Genomic DNA, 14,529 nt, shown 5'->3' on the forward strand with positions numbered 1-14,529 from the left:
CATTGCGAAGATCAGTCGCCCACGGTGTCGGGACCGACCCGACTGACGGCGGTCGGGGGTGCGACACGCACGGAGTCGTGTGAGGCGCTGGCGCGCTCGGCCGTGTCGCCGTGGCCCACGAAAACGCAGACCGTCAAGGGCTGTAGCCGCTCCCGGACGGGATCGTTCAGCTGCGTGAAGTGGCCCGCCAGTTCCAAGGTGACGAAGCCGTGGACACAGCTCCACAACTGGTCGGCGATGAGCTCGGGATCCTCATCGGCGCGGACCCGGCCGCTGCTGATCAGGCGCGTAGCCGTCTGCACCAGTCGCGCGTACGCCGTCCTGAAGGCCTCCGAGCGATCGTGATCGCGCCGAGGTTCTGACGGGCGATAGCTCCCCCGCGTGGAGAGCCCGAACATCAGGTCGTAGAGGTGGGGGTTGCTCTGGGCCAGGTGGCGCGTGGCCAACGCCATCCCGAAGAGGTCAGCAACAGGGTCGTCGCTGGGCGACGTGGAGTCGAAGGCACGAGCCAGTTCAGCGAACCCTCGGTCAACGACCGCTTGGAACAGCTCGGGTATCCCGCCGACGTGGTAGTAGACCGCGCTGGTGGAGAGCTGAGCGGCCGCGGCAACTGATCGGGCCTTGATCTGCGAGGGCCCCTCGGTGGCGAGCAGTCGGATGGTGGCGTCGACCAGTTGGTCGACCGCCTGTGCGCGGGCCGGCCTACTGGTGAGTCCTGGGGCGGTGGGCAACGTGTCGGACCTTCGGCTCGGACGGGTCGGGTGGGGGTTGTCAGCGGCGGGGAACAGCATTATCGTCGCCTATAACGAAGTTTAGAACAAAGTTCCACAAGGACAGTGATGAACACTCCTCGACACGACGACCTGCACGGCTTCCAGATCGACGATCTGGGCAGTGGGATCCTGCTCGCACGCTTCGCCGGCGGCGAGCTGGGGCTGTTCGGTCGTGACGACGCCCCGCACCTGGTTGACCTCGTGCAGCGGGCAGACCGTGACCCAGGCGTTCGCGCGGTCGTGCTCACCGGGTCGCACCCGGGCCGATTCATCAGCCACGCCGATCTGGCGTGGCTGCAGGAGGACGGCTCGGTGATTCCTCCGGTGAGTCGTCGGGTCACCGGAGCCGTGGCACGGATTGCGCATCAGCTCAACCGGACCAGGGCATCTCGATGGCTGGCGCGCAAGACGCCGATGACCGGTGCGATCCAGCTCGACAGCATGCACCGAGCGCTGACGCTGATGACGACCAGCTCCACCATCTTCGTGGCCGCTCTCAACGGCTCGGCGCTCGGTGTCGGCGCCGAGATCTCGTGGGCGTGCGACCTGCGGCTGATGGCAGATGGTGACTACTTCATCGGCCATCCCGAGATCCTGCTCGGCTTCGCACCGGGCGCCGGCGGCACCCAGCGGCTGCCGCAGCTGATCGGGTCCCACCGTGCGCTGGTGGCGATCTTGGAAGGCAAGCCGTTCCCTGCCGAGGACGCGCTCGCCGTCGGCATGATCGACGAGATCGTCCCGCCAGCTGACCTCCTCGCTCGAGCGGTCGAGAGAGCGACCCACCTGGCGGCGCGAACGCCAGAGGCGATTGCTGCCGTCAAGCGCGCCGTGAACGTCGGCGGCACGATGTCGATGGCCGACGGTCTCCACATCGAACGCACCGAGTTCCTCGCCTCACTGCCACAGGTCGCCGCGCAGGAGATCATGCTCAGCTATCTCGGCGATACCGCGCTGCACGGTGAGCTTCCCCTCTACCAGCCCGGTGGCTACGCCGCGGCGCTCCAACGCGGCAACGCGGCCGACAACAGCCAACCGAGGAAGTGACGTCATGGCCACCAAGAAGCGTGAAGCGTTCAGCAGGCGAACAGTGGAGTTCCGGTCCGGCGACTCCTCCTGCACGGCCTGGCTGTACCTGCCTACCCAGAAGGACGATCAGCCGCTGCCGACAGTTGTCATGGGACACGGACTCGGTGCGACTCGGGAGATGGGTCTCGCGCCGTACGCCGAGAGGTTCGTCGCCGCCGGCCTCGCCGTGCTCGTGTTCACCTACCGCCACCTCGGCGACAGCGGTGGCGAGCCGCGCCAGCTGCTCTCGATGGCACGCCAGCTCGCCGATTGGGACGCGGCACTTGCGTACGCCGAGAGCCTCCCCGAGGTAGATCGCCAGCGGATGGCGGTGTGGGGGAGCTCCCTCGGCGGAGGCCACGCCATCAGGGTCGCTGCCCGGCATCCTGAGCTGCGGGCCGCTGTCGCACAATGCCCCTTCACCGATGGACTGGCCTCGGCAGCAGCGCTGGGCATCAAGGAAACACTGGTGCTCTCCCGTTTCGTCGCGCGTGACCTTGTCGCGGCGGCACGGGGCAAGGAGCCGGTCACGATCCCCGTCGCGGCGAGCGCTGGTCAGCTCGGCCTGATGACAGCTCCCGATGCCTTGCCCGGGATGCTCGCCCTGCTCCCGGCCGACCACAAGTGGGTCAACCAGGCCGCAGCGCGAAGCGTCACGAGCCTGATCCGCTACCGGCCTGGCCGATCGGCCAAGGCCGTCGCCGCCCCCATCCTGATCTGCATCAGCGCCACCGACTCGGTCGCCCCTCCCGCACGAACTGAGCGCTACGTGCGCCAAGCGCCGCGCGGCGACGTCCGGCTCTACGACGCCGGACACTTCGACTTCTACCTCGGCGAGGCGTTCGAGCAACTGGCTGCCGATCAGACCGAGTTCTTGGTCAGCCACCTGACCGCGGCTCCGAAGGCGAGCATCACGCCGACTGCGAAGGCCTGATGAGTCATGAGCGATGCAGCGCTGCGGATGCTGCTGTGGTTCCTCGGCCAGTGCATCGCCCTGGGTTCCCGGTTCATGCCGTCGCTGCGCGCCCAGATCACCCAAACCCTGGTGTTCGAGCTTTCCGCAGGAGAACGAGTCGCCCGGCACTGGGTCTTCGACGGACCGCAGCGTCGCGCCGTCACCCGACCGGGATCCGCCGCAAACGCAGACTGCGCGGTTCATTTCGACTCCAGTTCCCAAGCGATGGGCGCCCTGGTGTCGTCACGGACCGTCGACAAGGTCGTCGCAGGGCTCCACGACGGGACGGCGCAGCTCCGCGGGAGTGCCTTCGTGCTTCTGTGGTTCTACGGACTCACCCGGAAGTTCGTGAAGCTCGGGCGCTCCAGCGGCCCTCGCTATCGGCTCCCCGACGCGTACCTGGCTCACGATCCGTCGACCTGCGGATCCGAGACGATCATCGTCGAGCCGGCCGTCGTTCGGCTCGATCCCAGCTGGACGGATGCCTGGCGGGCGCGCTCGACCCTGTTGCAGGTACGGGCGGCCACCGACGAGCCGGTCCTGGAGCCGTGAGATGAGCCGTTACGCGCTCGAGACCTCGACCCCGTCGGCCGGCCTGAACGACCGGTCCCTCGGTTGGCTCAGGTTCATGTGGGACAAGGCCACCACGGACGATGACTGGTCCGACCAAGGTGAGCCGCATCAGTGGTGGGACCGCTACAGCGAGCCCCCGATGTGCGCGTTCCCGCGGTTCGACATCGCCGAGATGGCCTACGTCCTGCCGATGATGCTGGAGGCAACGCCCGCATGGCGCGAGGGCTACACCCGCATCCTCGACGAGCTCGCGCGACGCTACGTGACGTTCTGGGGCGGCATCGACTGGAACACCCTGATCGGGCCCGACCCCAACGTCGACAGGTACCCGCCCGAGTGGTTGACGGTCGTGCCCGAGCACCTCCGCGGCCGCTACGCCCTCCCGGGCTGGACCGGCAACGGGATCGAGCCCTGGGGTCTGCAGCCGGACCCCGTCGGCTGTGACGGCAACCTCTTCTACCGCGGCTGGCTGAACCTTCTGCTGAGCATGCGTCACTACGTCTCCGGGCAACAGTCGGAGACGACCCCCTTCGAGGTCACCGGCTACCAGAACCGGCAGTTCACCTGGACCCATCAGCGCATCGCGAGCTTCATCTCGGCGCAGCTGGTGGCCCGGCCTCAGGGGGCACACTGCGAGAACACCAAGATCTGGCCGTTCTGCATGAGCGCGGCCGGGCTCGGCCTCAAGCTCTACGACGCGCTTCTCCAGACCTCGCTCAACGAGCCCTTCCTGGACTGGGTCGCGTTCGCCCAGAAGCACTACATGGGCCGGGATCGCAAAGGCCGCATCGATTGGGTGGCCTTCTACTACGACCCGATCGAGAACGCGACGATGACCTTCCCAGGGCCGGTGAACGGCTACAGCGCCCTGGTGCTCCTGCACTACCTCTACCCGCAGAACAACCAGCTGGGCCTCGACCTCTATGAGTCGGCGATGCGGCAGCTCGGGTGGAGCAATCCCAAGGTCCCGGTCGTTCAGCTGGCCGACGATCCGCAGCTGCTGTCGACGGCGTTGTGGATGGCGCGCGAGATCGGCGACACGACCACCTGGGAGCGCTTGCGGGAAGTGTCGGAAACCCAGTTCGAGCCGAGGTTCTTCGGCGACGGTGACAGCCGCTTCGCCTTCTGGCTGGGGGAGTCTTCCCCGTGGCCACGCGGGCAGATCAACGCGACCATGATGATGATCGAGTGCGCCGAGCCCGGCGCCTGGTCACGGGTCTTCAACGCGCCGAACACCACCATGTACGACGAGCCCACCGTGCGCGGCGTCGACTACCCACGGGTCGGCATCCGGCGCACCCACCACGACGCCCAGCGACGGATCCTCGAAGTCGATACCTACGCCGCGACTCCGTCCCGACGCGGATCACCGACGACGTTCACGGTCGACAACCTTCCGCGCGACGCCGCCGTCGCCGTGGAGATCGATGGCCGTCATCTCAGCACCTGGCGGCGCACCACGCCTGACGCCGTCGCGATCGATGTCGACGTCGACACACACCGAATCAGCCTGACCTACGGCTGACCGACCGGCCTTGCCCGGCCCGATGAAGGGAACACCGATGACCACCAGCTCCGCCCTGGCCCAGCGACTGACCGCGCTCCTCGGGCTCACCCGTCCGCCCGTCGCCGTGAGCTTTGATGCCCCGGCCTCCGAGAGGACCAGCCCTGTCACACCCCAGCCAGCCGGCTGCTGCTTCTGGGCTCCTGCCCAGCAGCAACGTCTCGACACCGTCGCAGCCGACCACGCGAACTGCAGCGTCGGGAGCTACACCCACGGGCTGATTCCCCTACACCAGGCGGCCGCCGGTGCCGACACCGCCGCGCTCGTCGACAGCAGCTGGGTCACCGAGGAGGATCTGGTGGGTGCGGCGGCGCTTCCCTTCCGGCCGGCCTCGATCACCTATCAACCGCTGGCTGATGCCGACGATCCGGATGTGGTCCTGGCCCAGCTCTCTCCGGCGGCGCTGATGACGCTCATGGGCGCCGTCCCCGATCTCACGCTGGCCCGCAAGCCTCAATGTGTGATCGTTCCGCTGGCAGCCGCAGGACAGGTTGCCGTGAGCCCCGGGTGCGCCGTCAGCCGGACACGCACCGGCCTGCCCGACGATGACCTCACCTGCGCGATCCCGGGCCGCGATCTCGAGTCGATCGTCGAACGGTTGGAAGCATCGACCGCCTCCGACCGCGCAGTCAGCGAGTTCGCTCTTGCGGACATCGCGAACAACTTCGCAACCGCCTGATTGGGTCCCAATGGAAGCCGCACGCGTACTGGGTTCATTCCTGGTGTTCATGCTGAGCCCGCTCCTGATCCCGCTCAGCGCCGCCCTCGTCGGCGGACTGATGGACAGCCTCCGCGCCCTGTCCAACCCTCCGCGTAGGGGAGCTGAGCGCCCGACCGCGGAGCGCCGGTCGCACGACGCCGGCAGGAACCCGGAGCTCGCGACCACGACTGAATGATCTCAGTCGGCTGGATGCTGGATCGTCGTCCGATGACCGCGGTGAACGGTGGTCACTTGGTGGTCCCGTCCATCGTGATCACGATCTTGCCGCGGGCCTTGCCCTGCTCGACGTGCGCGAGGGCCTCGGCTGTCTGCTCGAACGGGAAGGTCCGCTCGTCCAGGACGGGCCGGAGACTCCCGGCGTCGTACAGGGCAGCGAGCTCCCTGAGCTGGGCGCCGCTGGCTCGCATGAAGAAGAACGAGTAGCGCACCCCGAGCTTGCGTGCCCGCCTTCTGACCTTGCGGCTCAACAGCGCCATGACCGGCCGCAGCACCGGCTGCCCGAGCTGGGCGGCGAAGGCGGGATCCGGCGGCCCGACGACGCTGATGGCCAGGCCGCCGGGCTTGAGGACAGTCAGGGACTTCTCGAGGTTGGCGCCGCCCAGCGAGTCGAGCACCATGTCGTACCCGGAGAGAACGTCGGAGAAGTCGATCTGCGTGAAGTCGATGACCTCGTCGGCGCCGAGGTCGCGCACCCGGTCGACGTCGCTGGTGTGGGCCGTGGTGGCGACGTAGGCGCCGAGGTGCTTGGCCAGCTGGACCACCGTGGAGCCCAGCCCACCGGCACCTGCGTGGACCAGCACCTTCTGGCCGGGCTTCACCTTCGCGAGGTCCACCAGGGTCTGCCAGGCGGCGAGCGCCACCAGCGGTACGGCGGCGGCCTCGTGCAGGGTGAGTGAGGTGGGCTTGAGTGCGACGTCCTCGTGGTCGATCGCGATGTACTCGGCGAAGGTGCCGATCCGCAGGTCACGGGGCCGGGCGTAGACCTCGTCGCCCATCTTGAAGCCGCTCACCGCCCGTCCGACCTGGGTGACCACACCGGAGACGTCGTGGCCGAGCACGAACGGCCGCCGGTACTTGAGGAGCTGCTTGAACTCACCGTCGCGCACCATCTTGTCGAGTGGGTTGACGCTGGCTGCACTCACCCTGACGAGGACGTCGGTGTCGCCGACGGTCGGTTGAGGAATGTCGGCGGCGCGAAGGCCGTCCTTGCCGTACTTCTCGACGACGAACGCCTTCATGTCTGCCTGCTTTCTTGGTAGGTGCTGGTGACAACCACACTATAACCAAGTTATATTCCATGTATGAATCAAGACTTGGTGGGCCGAAGGCTCGTAGTGACCGGAGCTGCGCGAGGCATCGGTGCGGAGGTGGCTCGGCTTGCGGCCGCTCGCGGTGCGCGGGTTGCGTTGCTCGGGCTGGAGCCGGACCGGCTCCGCGCGCTTGCGACCGAGCTGGGTCCGCGGGCGAGCTGGCGCGAAGCGGACGTTCGGGACAGCGAGTGCCTTCGGCTCGCGATCGACGAGAGTGCCGAGGCCATGGGCGGCATCGATCTGGTCGTGGCCAACGCCGGGATAGTGGCCTACGGGACCGTGCGCCAGGCCGACGATGCGGCGTTCGAGCGCGTGATCGACGTCAACCTCACCGGGACCTTCCGGACGCTGAAGTACGCCACTCCGCACCTCGAGCGCAGCAGGGGCCACGTGATGGTGGTGGCCTCGGCCCTGTCCTTCCTCGCCCTGCCCTCGATGTCGTCGTACGCCGCCAGCAAGGCGGGTGTCGAGATGCTCACCGTCGCCTACCGCCAGGAGGTGGCCCACCTGGGCATCAGTGTGGGCCTGGTGCATCCCTCGTGGATCGAGACCGACCTGGTCAGGGGAGCCGAGCAGGACATTCCCTCGTTCGTCCAGCTGCGCAAGGAGCTTCCCTATCCGGGCAACGTCACCACCAGCGTCGAGCGGGCCGCCGGTGCGATCGTCGATGGGCTGGCGCGTCGGCGGTCGCGGGTCTACGTGCCGCGCGCAGTGGGTGCGGCCGGATGGGCGAAGGCCGCGATCAGCTCCCCGGTGGCCTGGCCGTGGGCGAGGCGCTTCGCTGCGAAGTGGGTGCCTACTATCGAGCGCGAGATCGCGGCGCTCGGGCGGAACGACCAGGTCGTGCCGCCTGCTTCCCGCTCCGGCGACTGAGGGCGAGCACGGTCTCGTGCGACGCGCGGGCCCGTTCGGGGGCATCGCCGAGCCCGATCGCGAAGGTCACTCCCATCGGCACCATGACCTGGGCGACCGGGTCGTCGAACTCCGTGAAGTGGTCGCCGAGCTCGAGCGTGATGTAGCCGTGCACGAAGCTCCACGTCGCGGCTGCGACGACGCGCGGATCCTGGGCGTCGACCCGCCCGGACTCCATGAGTCGGATGCACGCGTCGGTGACATGCCGGTAGGCGGCTTGGAACGCCGGCGAGTGGCCGCTGCGGCGTACGTCCTTGTCGGGTGTGGGGCGGTAGGTCGCTCGGGTCGACAGGCCGAACATGAGGTCGTACAGGTGCGGGTTCGTGCGGGCGATCTCGCGGGTGGCCAGTGCCATCGAGAACAGGTCGGCTACCGGATCAGCGGTGATCGAGAGCTCGGCGAAGGCTCGCTCCATCGCGGCGTACCCGTGGTCGACGACGGCATGGATGAGCTCGGGGACGCCGCCGAAGTGGTGGTAGACGGTCATCGTCGACATGCCGGCCTCGGTCGCCACGGCGCGCGCCTTGATGGCCGAGGGCCCGACCTCTGCCAGCAGCTTGATGGTGGCGTTCACGAGGCGTTGCGGTACGCCGTCGGGCGTGGACTCTTCGGGCATGACTCCCATGCTTCCACTCGGTGCCTCGGATCACATCGAGCAGGTCCGAGAAGGGTTGTTCCGATGCTATAACTTCGTTATAGTCGATCGCAAGGCATCACCCACTCGCACCCTAGGGATCAGTCATGGCAGAGGAAGTCAGGGGAAACCTCGAGATCGAGGACCGCGGAGCTGTGCTGGTTGCGCGGCTTGACGGCGGTCCCCTCGGGCTGTTCGGCAACGACATCGCGGAGCAGCTGGACGCCCTTGTGGAGCGGGCCGACGGTGACTCGAGCATCCGTGCGGTCGTCTTCACGGGGACGCACCCGGAGCGATTCGTGAGTCACGCAGAAGTGCGTTGGTTGCAGGAGGGTGGAGCGACGGTGCCCTCGGTCGGGGTGAGGGGCGCGTCCGCTCTTGCGCGCACGGCCAAGGGCGTCAACCGCGCCGGCGGACTTCAGTCCCTGGTGGGCAGGACGCCGTTGTGGCCGGCGGTCCAGCTCGAGCGTGTGCACCAGACGTTCCTCAAGATGAACCGCAGCGGCGTCGTCTTCGTGGCCGCTCTGAACGGCTCTGCGTTGGGGCTGGGGGCGGAGTTCAGCTGGGCCAACGACCTGCGGGTCATGGCCGATGGCGACTACTTCATCGGCCAGCCCGAAGTCTTGTTGGGGATCATGCCTGGAGGGGGCGGTACCCAACGGTTGACGCGGCTGGTCGGCACGCACCGCTCGTTGGTCGCGATCCTGGAGGGCAAGCCCTTCACCCCCGCAGAAGCCCTGGCCATCGGTGCTGTCGACGACGTCGTGCCCCCGGACGAGGTCCTGGCAAGGGCCATCGAGCTGGCCGAGCACTTCGGCTCGCGGACGAAGGGGTCCGTCGCGGCGATCAAGCGGTCTGTGTACTTCGGGGGCTCGATGTCGCTCACCGACGGCCTGCACGTCGAGCGTGCAGAGTTCCTCGCCACCGCGCTGTCCAAGGTCGGCCAGGAGCTGATGCTCGACTACATGGCCACCACGGACGCGACCGGTGAGCTGCCGCTCTACAGCCCCGGTGTCTACGAGGAAGCCCTCGAGACGGGCACTGTTCCCGGAGTCCGCACCGCCACGAAGACGGGGAAGAAGTGATGACCAACTCCATGCCCTACTCGCGTCACGATGTCTCCTTCACCTCGGGCGACGCGAGCTGCTCTGCCTGGCTCTACCTTCCGGAGGGCGTCACGTCGCCGCCGGTCGTCATCCTCGGCCATGGCTTGGGCGCCACTCGTGAGATGCGCCTCGATGCCTTCGCCGAGCGGTTCGCAGCCGCCGGGATCGCCGCCTTTGCCTTCACCTACCGGCACTTCGGTGACAGCGGCGGCCAGCCGCGCCAGCTGCTGTCGATCAAGCGCCAGCTTGCCGACTGGGACGCGGCCATCGCCCACATCAAGGGTCGCGACGACGTGGACGGTGGTCGGGTGGCGGTCTGGGGCAGCTCGTTCGGTGGCGGTCACGCCATCACGGTCGCCGCCCGCCATCCCGAGCTGCTCGCGGCAGTCTCGCAGTGCCCCTTCACCGACGGGCTTGCCTCGGCGCGGGCGCTGGGTCCGCGCGCGTCCCTCAAGCTGCTGCCGTTCGTGGCTCGCGACCTCGCGGCCCGCGCCCGCGGTGCCGATCCGGTCACGCTGCCCCTGGCGGGACCGCCGGGATCGATCGCCCTGATGAACGCACCCGACGCGCTCCCTGGGTACGAGGCCCTCATCCCGCCGGGCGCTTCGTTCGTCAATGCGGCGGCCGCGCGGGTCGTACCGACCATCACGGCGTACCGACCTGGACGCGCGGCGAAGAAGGTCGAGATGCCGATCCTCTTCTGCGTCAGCAACCACGACACCGTGACGCCGCCCGAGCAGACTCTTCGCTACGCGCGCACCGCCCCGTACGGGGAGATCAAGACCTACGAGGCCGGGCACTTCGCCTTCTACCTGGGCGAGCCGTTCGAGCAGCTGGTCGCCGACCAGGTCGAGTTCCTGACCCGCCACCTCGACGCGCGCTGATCCCACCGTCCCGACCCTCCTTCTCCCGAAAGGCCGGATGCTCGCATGGAGTTCGCCACCCTTCCCGACCGTCGTGCCGCGCAGGACCCGTACGGGCCGGCGCTCGCAGACAGCACTACGTCTCTCGCGAACACCGAGATGCTGGACGGAGTGCGCGCCGTCGCCCGCCGGCTCGACGGGCTCGGCATCGGCGCCGGCGACGTCGTCGCGCTCAAGCTGAACAACCGGATCGACTTCGTGGTCCTCCTCTTCGCAGCGTGGCGTCTGGGCGCGACCGTCACCCCGGTCAACCCCAGCCTGACCGCGGGCGAGGTCGCGCGACAGGTGGAAGACTCCGGCGCCCGATTGCTGATCCTCGAAGACGACGACGCCACGGTCTCGACGAGCGAGGTCCCCGTCCTCCTGGTCGGCGAGATCTACCAGGCAGAGGGCGCGGATCCCGCTCCCTGCTCGGATCCCGCAGCACTGGCTCTCCTGATCTACACCTCCGGGACAACGGGAGTGCCGAAGGGAGTCATGCTCGACCACGCGAACCTCGATGCCATGACCGCCATGGGCAGCGAGGCACTCGAGCTCGGTCACAACGACCGATGCTTGCTGATCCTGCCGCTGTTCCACGTCAACGGCATCGTGGTCAGCATCCTCACCCCGCTCCTCGTCGGAGCCAGCGTCGTCATCGCCGACCGGTTCAACCCGAACACCTTCTTCGAGACGATCGAGCGGGAGCGGCCCACGTTCTTCAGTGCCGTGGCGACGATCTACAGCATGCTGGCGGCACTGCCCGAGGAGGTGCAGCCGGACACGTCCTCGGTCCGCTTCGCCGTCTGCGGCGCGGCACCTGCGTCCGCCGAGCTGCTGACCCGCTTCCAGCGCCGCTTCGGCTTCCCCCTCGTGGAGGGCTATGGCCTGTCGGAAGGCACGTGTGCGTCCACGATCAACCCGGTGTCGGGCATCCGAAAGGCAGGCACCGTGGGACGCCCCTTCCCCGGGCAGGAGCTCCGCATCCTCGACGGAGAGGGAAACGAGGTCGCGCCCGGCGAGGACGGTGAGGTCGTGGTCCGCGGCCCGAACGTCATGCGTGGCTACCTCGGCCGGCCGGCGGACACCGCCGCTGTCATCGTCGACGGCTGGCTGCGCACCGGCGACATCGGGCACGTCGACGCCGACGGCTACCTGACGCTGGTGGGCCGCTCCAAGGAGATGATCATCCGCGGCGGCGAGAACATCTATCCCAAGGAGATCGAGGACGTGCTGGCCTCGGATCCTTCCGTCCTCGAGGCCGCCGTCATCGGCGTACCTGACGAGACCTGGGGTGAGATCGTGGTCGCGTTCGTGCAGGCTCGGCCAGGCCAGACGGTCGATCCCAAGGCACTCGAAGCCCGGTGTGCTGCCAACCTGAGCGGCTACAAGCGGCCAAAGAGGATCCATGTCGTCGAGGCCCTCCCCAAGAACGCCGTCGGCAAGCTGGACAAGCGGTCGTTGAGGGACATCCAGGTCGCCGGCGTGGCAGGGACGCGCTCGTGACCGACGCGCGCACGGTCGGGTTGGGGAGACGACCCTGCGCTCAGCCTGCGACCTCACGTCCGAGGATCTGGCGGGCAATGACCCACCTTTGGATCTCGTTGGTTCCCTCGTAGATCTCACCGATCTTCGAATCCCGGTAGAGGGCCTCAACAGGCCCAGGGGAGCCGTCGTCGCCGAGCTCGCGCGCGAAGCCGAAGCCGCCGAAGGCTTGGACGGCGTCTCGAGCGATGTCGACGGAGAGCCGGGTGCCGTACAGCTTGGCCATGGCGGCTTCGGGCTCCGGGAAGGGGTTGCCGTCATCGAGGCGCAGGGCGGCCTTGAGGTAGAGGTTGCGGGCGTTCTCGATCTCTGTTGCGCGGTCTGCGAGTAGGAACTGCCAGTGCTGGTTCGCTCCGATGACGCGGCCGAAGGCCCGTCGACTAGAGAGGTGCTCGACCATGAGGTCAAAGGCGCGCTGAGCCATTCCGACACCGGCCGCGGCGATCCCGATCCGTCCGTAGGTCAGGGTGGCGAGTGCTTGCCGCAGCCCCTGCCCCTCGACTCCGCCGAGAAGCTCAGCTGCATCGACGTGGACGTCGTCGAAAGTCACGTCGGCAGTGAGCTGCCCACGGTTCCCCATCTTCCGATCAGGGGTGCCGACCTTCACTCCTGGCAGCGTGGTGTCGACGATGAACATGGACATTCGCTCGCCGGTACGGGCGAGGACCACGATCTCGTTCGCGACCGGGGAGTTCGAGATCCAGCGCTTGCGACCGTTGAGGACCCAGGTCGTGCCGCCGGACGTCTCGGTGGCAACGGTCTGGAGTGCCTCGATGGAGAGGTCGCTGGAGGCTTCTGGCTCAGTCGTGGCGAAGGCGCCGACGATCTCGCCGCTGACGATCTTGCGCAGCCACCGTTGCCTCTGGTCGTCCGTCCCCTGGTTGAGCGCGTTTCCCGAGAGGATGCAGTGCACGTCGAAGACGGCAGCGATGCTGCTCGAGTGGTAAGCAAGCTCTTCGATGGTCGCCGCTGTCGCTGCGGCAGGGTGGGCGAGGTCCTGGCCACCGACGTCGGCGCTGAACCCGACACCGAAGAGACCGGCCGACCCGAGCGCGCCGAACACATCCCTGGGGAACCCGTCGGTTCGTTCATCCCCGTTGGCGATCGCTGCCGCCCGCGGGGCCACGATGTCGTCTGCGATCTTTCGCGCACGGAGACGGGCGTCGATGGTCTCGCTCGGAGAGAGGAGGTCGTGGTAGAGCCGGTCGGATTGCCGCTGAACGATCATGCGTTCAACATATCATTTGTTGCACAAACGCTTAGTGGCGTCCGCCTACTTGCCGGTGGCGTCGAAAGCAGCCGCGAGAGCAGGATCTGCGGCGAGAATCCTCAGGCCTTTCAGCGGATCCGATTCCGGCTGGTGCTGCAGGGCTGCCCGGAAGGTTGCGTCGACTGCTTCGATGGCAGCTACGGCCCGGCTCAGCAAGCCCTGGCCCTCGGGTGTCAGTGTCACGATGTAGCGGCGGCGGTCCTCAGGTGCGCGCTCGCGCGAAACGGCATCGACGCGGCCAAGATCGTCCAGCACGGCCGCCATGGTTGCCGGGTCGATGCGCAGGTAACGCCCCAGTTCGAGCTGCACCGACGGCCCACGATCTGCCAGGGCCTGCAAGACGCTGAAGTGACGCACGCGAAGGTTCAACGGTGCCAGGGCTGCCTCTTGCAGGCGGAACGAGACCTGGCCGAGCTTCACCAACAGACAACTCACGTGCGAAGCGATCGACCCTGGCACAAGCGCGATGTCATTCGCACGGTCGCTGTTCTCGATCATGGGTCCCATCTGACCACAAGTCCACGCGACGCCTCTCGCGACCGTCAGAGGGTGGCGCCGGTTCGAATCCGGTCTGCGCGGCGAGCTCGTTCGTCGTAGGTGTTCGGCTCCGGGCGGTGCGACGATGATCCGGTGGGCGCGCTGGCTTCGGAGAACCTGGCTCGGCGGAAGGACAATCTGCCGGTCGAGGTGACGAGCTTCGTGGGTCGCCGCCGGGAGTTGTCGGAGGTGAGGCAGCTGCTCACCACGGCCAGGCTGGTGACGGTCACTGGTCCGGGGGGTGTGGGCAAGACTCGTCTGGCGCTCCGTCTCGCGGGTGACTTTCGCCGGGTGTTCCCGGACGGTGTCTGGATGGTGGCGCTGGATGCGGTGACTACGTCCGGGATGGTGAGCCATGCGGTGGCGGCCAGCCTTGATGTTCAGGAGCTGGCCTCGGAGGATCCGGTCACGTCACTCGCGGCGCAGCTGGAGGACCGCCGGCTGCTGTTGGTCCTGGACAACTGCGAGCACGTCCTGGACGAGTCCGCGGCCCTGACCCGGCAGCTGTTGCGGACGTGTCCCGAGGTGCGGGTCTTGGCGACGAGCCGACAGGCGCTGGGGGTCGCGGGGGAGTTCATCTTCAACCTGTCGCCGTTCAGCGTCCCGAAGCTCGAGGATCTCGACCAGCCGGATCTGGATGTGCCCGGGCACGACGCAGTCAG

The 14,529-nt window shown here is 67.8% G+C and carries 16 protein-coding genes; 11 read left to right on the forward strand and 5 right to left on the reverse strand.

Annotation, left to right across the window (positions count from 1 at the left end; genetic code table 11):
* Positions 1–11: 11 nt before the first annotated feature.
* Positions 12–731: a TetR/AcrR family transcriptional regulator gene (locus tag D0Z08_RS21770; RefSeq protein ID WP_220454290.1), complete on the reverse strand. Its 720-nt coding sequence runs from the start codon at positions 729–731 to the stop codon at positions 12–14.
* A gap of 108 nt (positions 732–839) precedes the next feature.
* Between D0Z08_RS21770 and D0Z08_RS21775 the strand changes: the two genes are divergently transcribed.
* Genes D0Z08_RS21775 through D0Z08_RS31725 form a run of 6 tightly spaced genes read left to right on the forward strand, consistent with a single transcriptional unit; the run spans position 840 to position 5,826 of the window.
* Entirely contained in the window at positions 840–1,817 is a 978-nt protein-coding gene (locus D0Z08_RS21775) for an enoyl-CoA hydratase/isomerase family protein (RefSeq protein ID WP_118927367.1), read from the forward strand.
* A gap of 4 nt (positions 1,818–1,821) precedes the next feature.
* On the forward strand, positions 1,822–2,772 hold the full coding sequence (locus D0Z08_RS21780) for an alpha/beta hydrolase (RefSeq protein WP_118927368.1): 951 nt from the start codon (positions 1,822–1,824) through the stop codon (positions 2,770–2,772).
* A 6-nt stretch (positions 2,773–2,778) separates the two neighbouring features.
* Positions 2,779–3,345: a hypothetical protein gene (locus D0Z08_RS21785; RefSeq protein WP_118927369.1), complete on the forward strand. Its 567-nt coding sequence runs from the start codon at positions 2,779–2,781 to the stop codon at positions 3,343–3,345.
* 1 nt (position 3,346) lies between these two features.
* Positions 3,347–4,891, forward strand: a complete 1,545-nt coding sequence (locus D0Z08_RS21790) for a linalool dehydratase/isomerase domain-containing protein (protein ID WP_118927370.1) — start codon at positions 3,347–3,349, stop codon at positions 4,889–4,891.
* A 37-nt stretch (positions 4,892–4,928) separates the two neighbouring features.
* Positions 4,929–5,609, forward strand: coding sequence for a DUF169 domain-containing protein (locus D0Z08_RS21795; protein ID WP_118927371.1), 681 nt, complete (start codon positions 4,929–4,931; stop codon positions 5,607–5,609).
* Positions 5,610–5,619: 10 nt separating this feature from the next.
* Positions 5,620–5,826 carry a hypothetical protein gene (locus D0Z08_RS31725; RefSeq protein ID WP_147381500.1) on the forward strand — a complete coding sequence of 69 codons (207 nt, stop codon included), beginning with the start codon at positions 5,620–5,622 and terminating at the stop codon, positions 5,824–5,826.
* 52 nt (positions 5,827–5,878) lie between these two features.
* On the opposite strand, the gene D0Z08_RS21800 is transcribed toward D0Z08_RS31725, so the two are convergent.
* Positions 5,879–6,889 carry an NADP-dependent oxidoreductase gene (locus D0Z08_RS21800; protein WP_118927372.1) on the reverse strand — a complete coding sequence of 337 codons (1,011 nt, stop codon included), beginning with the start codon at positions 6,887–6,889 and terminating at the stop codon, positions 5,879–5,881.
* Positions 6,890–6,952: 63 nt separating this feature from the next.
* Between D0Z08_RS21800 and D0Z08_RS21805 the strand changes: the two genes are divergently transcribed.
* On the forward strand, positions 6,953–7,834 hold the full coding sequence (locus tag D0Z08_RS21805; protein WP_118927373.1) for a short-chain dehydrogenase/reductase: 882 nt from the start codon (positions 6,953–6,955) through the stop codon (positions 7,832–7,834).
* On the opposite strand, the gene D0Z08_RS21810 is transcribed toward D0Z08_RS21805, so the two are convergent.
* Entirely contained in the window at positions 7,761–8,489 is a 729-nt protein-coding gene (locus tag D0Z08_RS21810) for a TetR/AcrR family transcriptional regulator (RefSeq protein WP_118927393.1), read from the reverse strand. The genes D0Z08_RS21805 and D0Z08_RS21810 overlap by 74 nt on opposite strands.
* A gap of 125 nt (positions 8,490–8,614) precedes the next feature.
* On the opposite strand from D0Z08_RS21810, the gene D0Z08_RS21815 reads away from it, so the two are divergent.
* From D0Z08_RS21815 to D0Z08_RS21825, 3 genes are read left to right on the forward strand one after another with little or no spacing between them, the layout of a single operon-like run.
* The gene (locus tag D0Z08_RS21815; RefSeq protein ID WP_118927374.1) at positions 8,615–9,592 is read left to right on the forward strand and encodes an enoyl-CoA hydratase/isomerase family protein; all 978 of its coding nucleotides are present in this window, start codon (positions 8,615–8,617) and stop codon (positions 9,590–9,592) included.
* Entirely contained in the window at positions 9,592–10,497 is a 906-nt protein-coding gene (locus D0Z08_RS21820; RefSeq protein WP_118927375.1) for an alpha/beta hydrolase, read from the forward strand. Before D0Z08_RS21815 ends, D0Z08_RS21820 begins: the two co-directional genes overlap by 1 nt.
* Before the next feature lie 45 nt (positions 10,498–10,542).
* On the forward strand, positions 10,543–12,021 hold the full coding sequence (locus D0Z08_RS21825) for a class I adenylate-forming enzyme family protein (protein WP_118927376.1): 1,479 nt from the start codon (positions 10,543–10,545) through the stop codon (positions 12,019–12,021).
* A gap of 40 nt (positions 12,022–12,061) precedes the next feature.
* Here D0Z08_RS21825 and D0Z08_RS21830 read toward each other — a convergent pair whose 3' ends face one another.
* Positions 12,062–13,288, reverse strand: a complete 1,227-nt coding sequence (locus D0Z08_RS21830; protein ID WP_118927377.1) for an acyl-CoA dehydrogenase family protein — start codon at positions 13,286–13,288, stop codon at positions 12,062–12,064.
* 45 nt (positions 13,289–13,333) lie between these two features.
* The gene (locus D0Z08_RS21835; protein ID WP_182481421.1) at positions 13,334–13,828 is read right to left on the reverse strand and encodes a MarR family winged helix-turn-helix transcriptional regulator; all 495 of its coding nucleotides are present in this window, start codon (positions 13,826–13,828) and stop codon (positions 13,334–13,336) included.
* Positions 13,829–13,960: 132 nt separating this feature from the next.
* On the opposite strand from D0Z08_RS21835, the gene D0Z08_RS21840 reads away from it, so the two are divergent.
* On the forward strand, positions 13,961–14,529 hold a 569-nt coding region (locus D0Z08_RS21840), incomplete at its 3' end, for an ATP-binding protein (RefSeq protein WP_182481422.1).

The organism is Nocardioides immobilis (genome assembly GCF_003515065.1).
GTDB lineage: Bacteria > Actinomycetota > Actinomycetes > Propionibacteriales > Nocardioidaceae > Nocardioides > Nocardioides immobilis.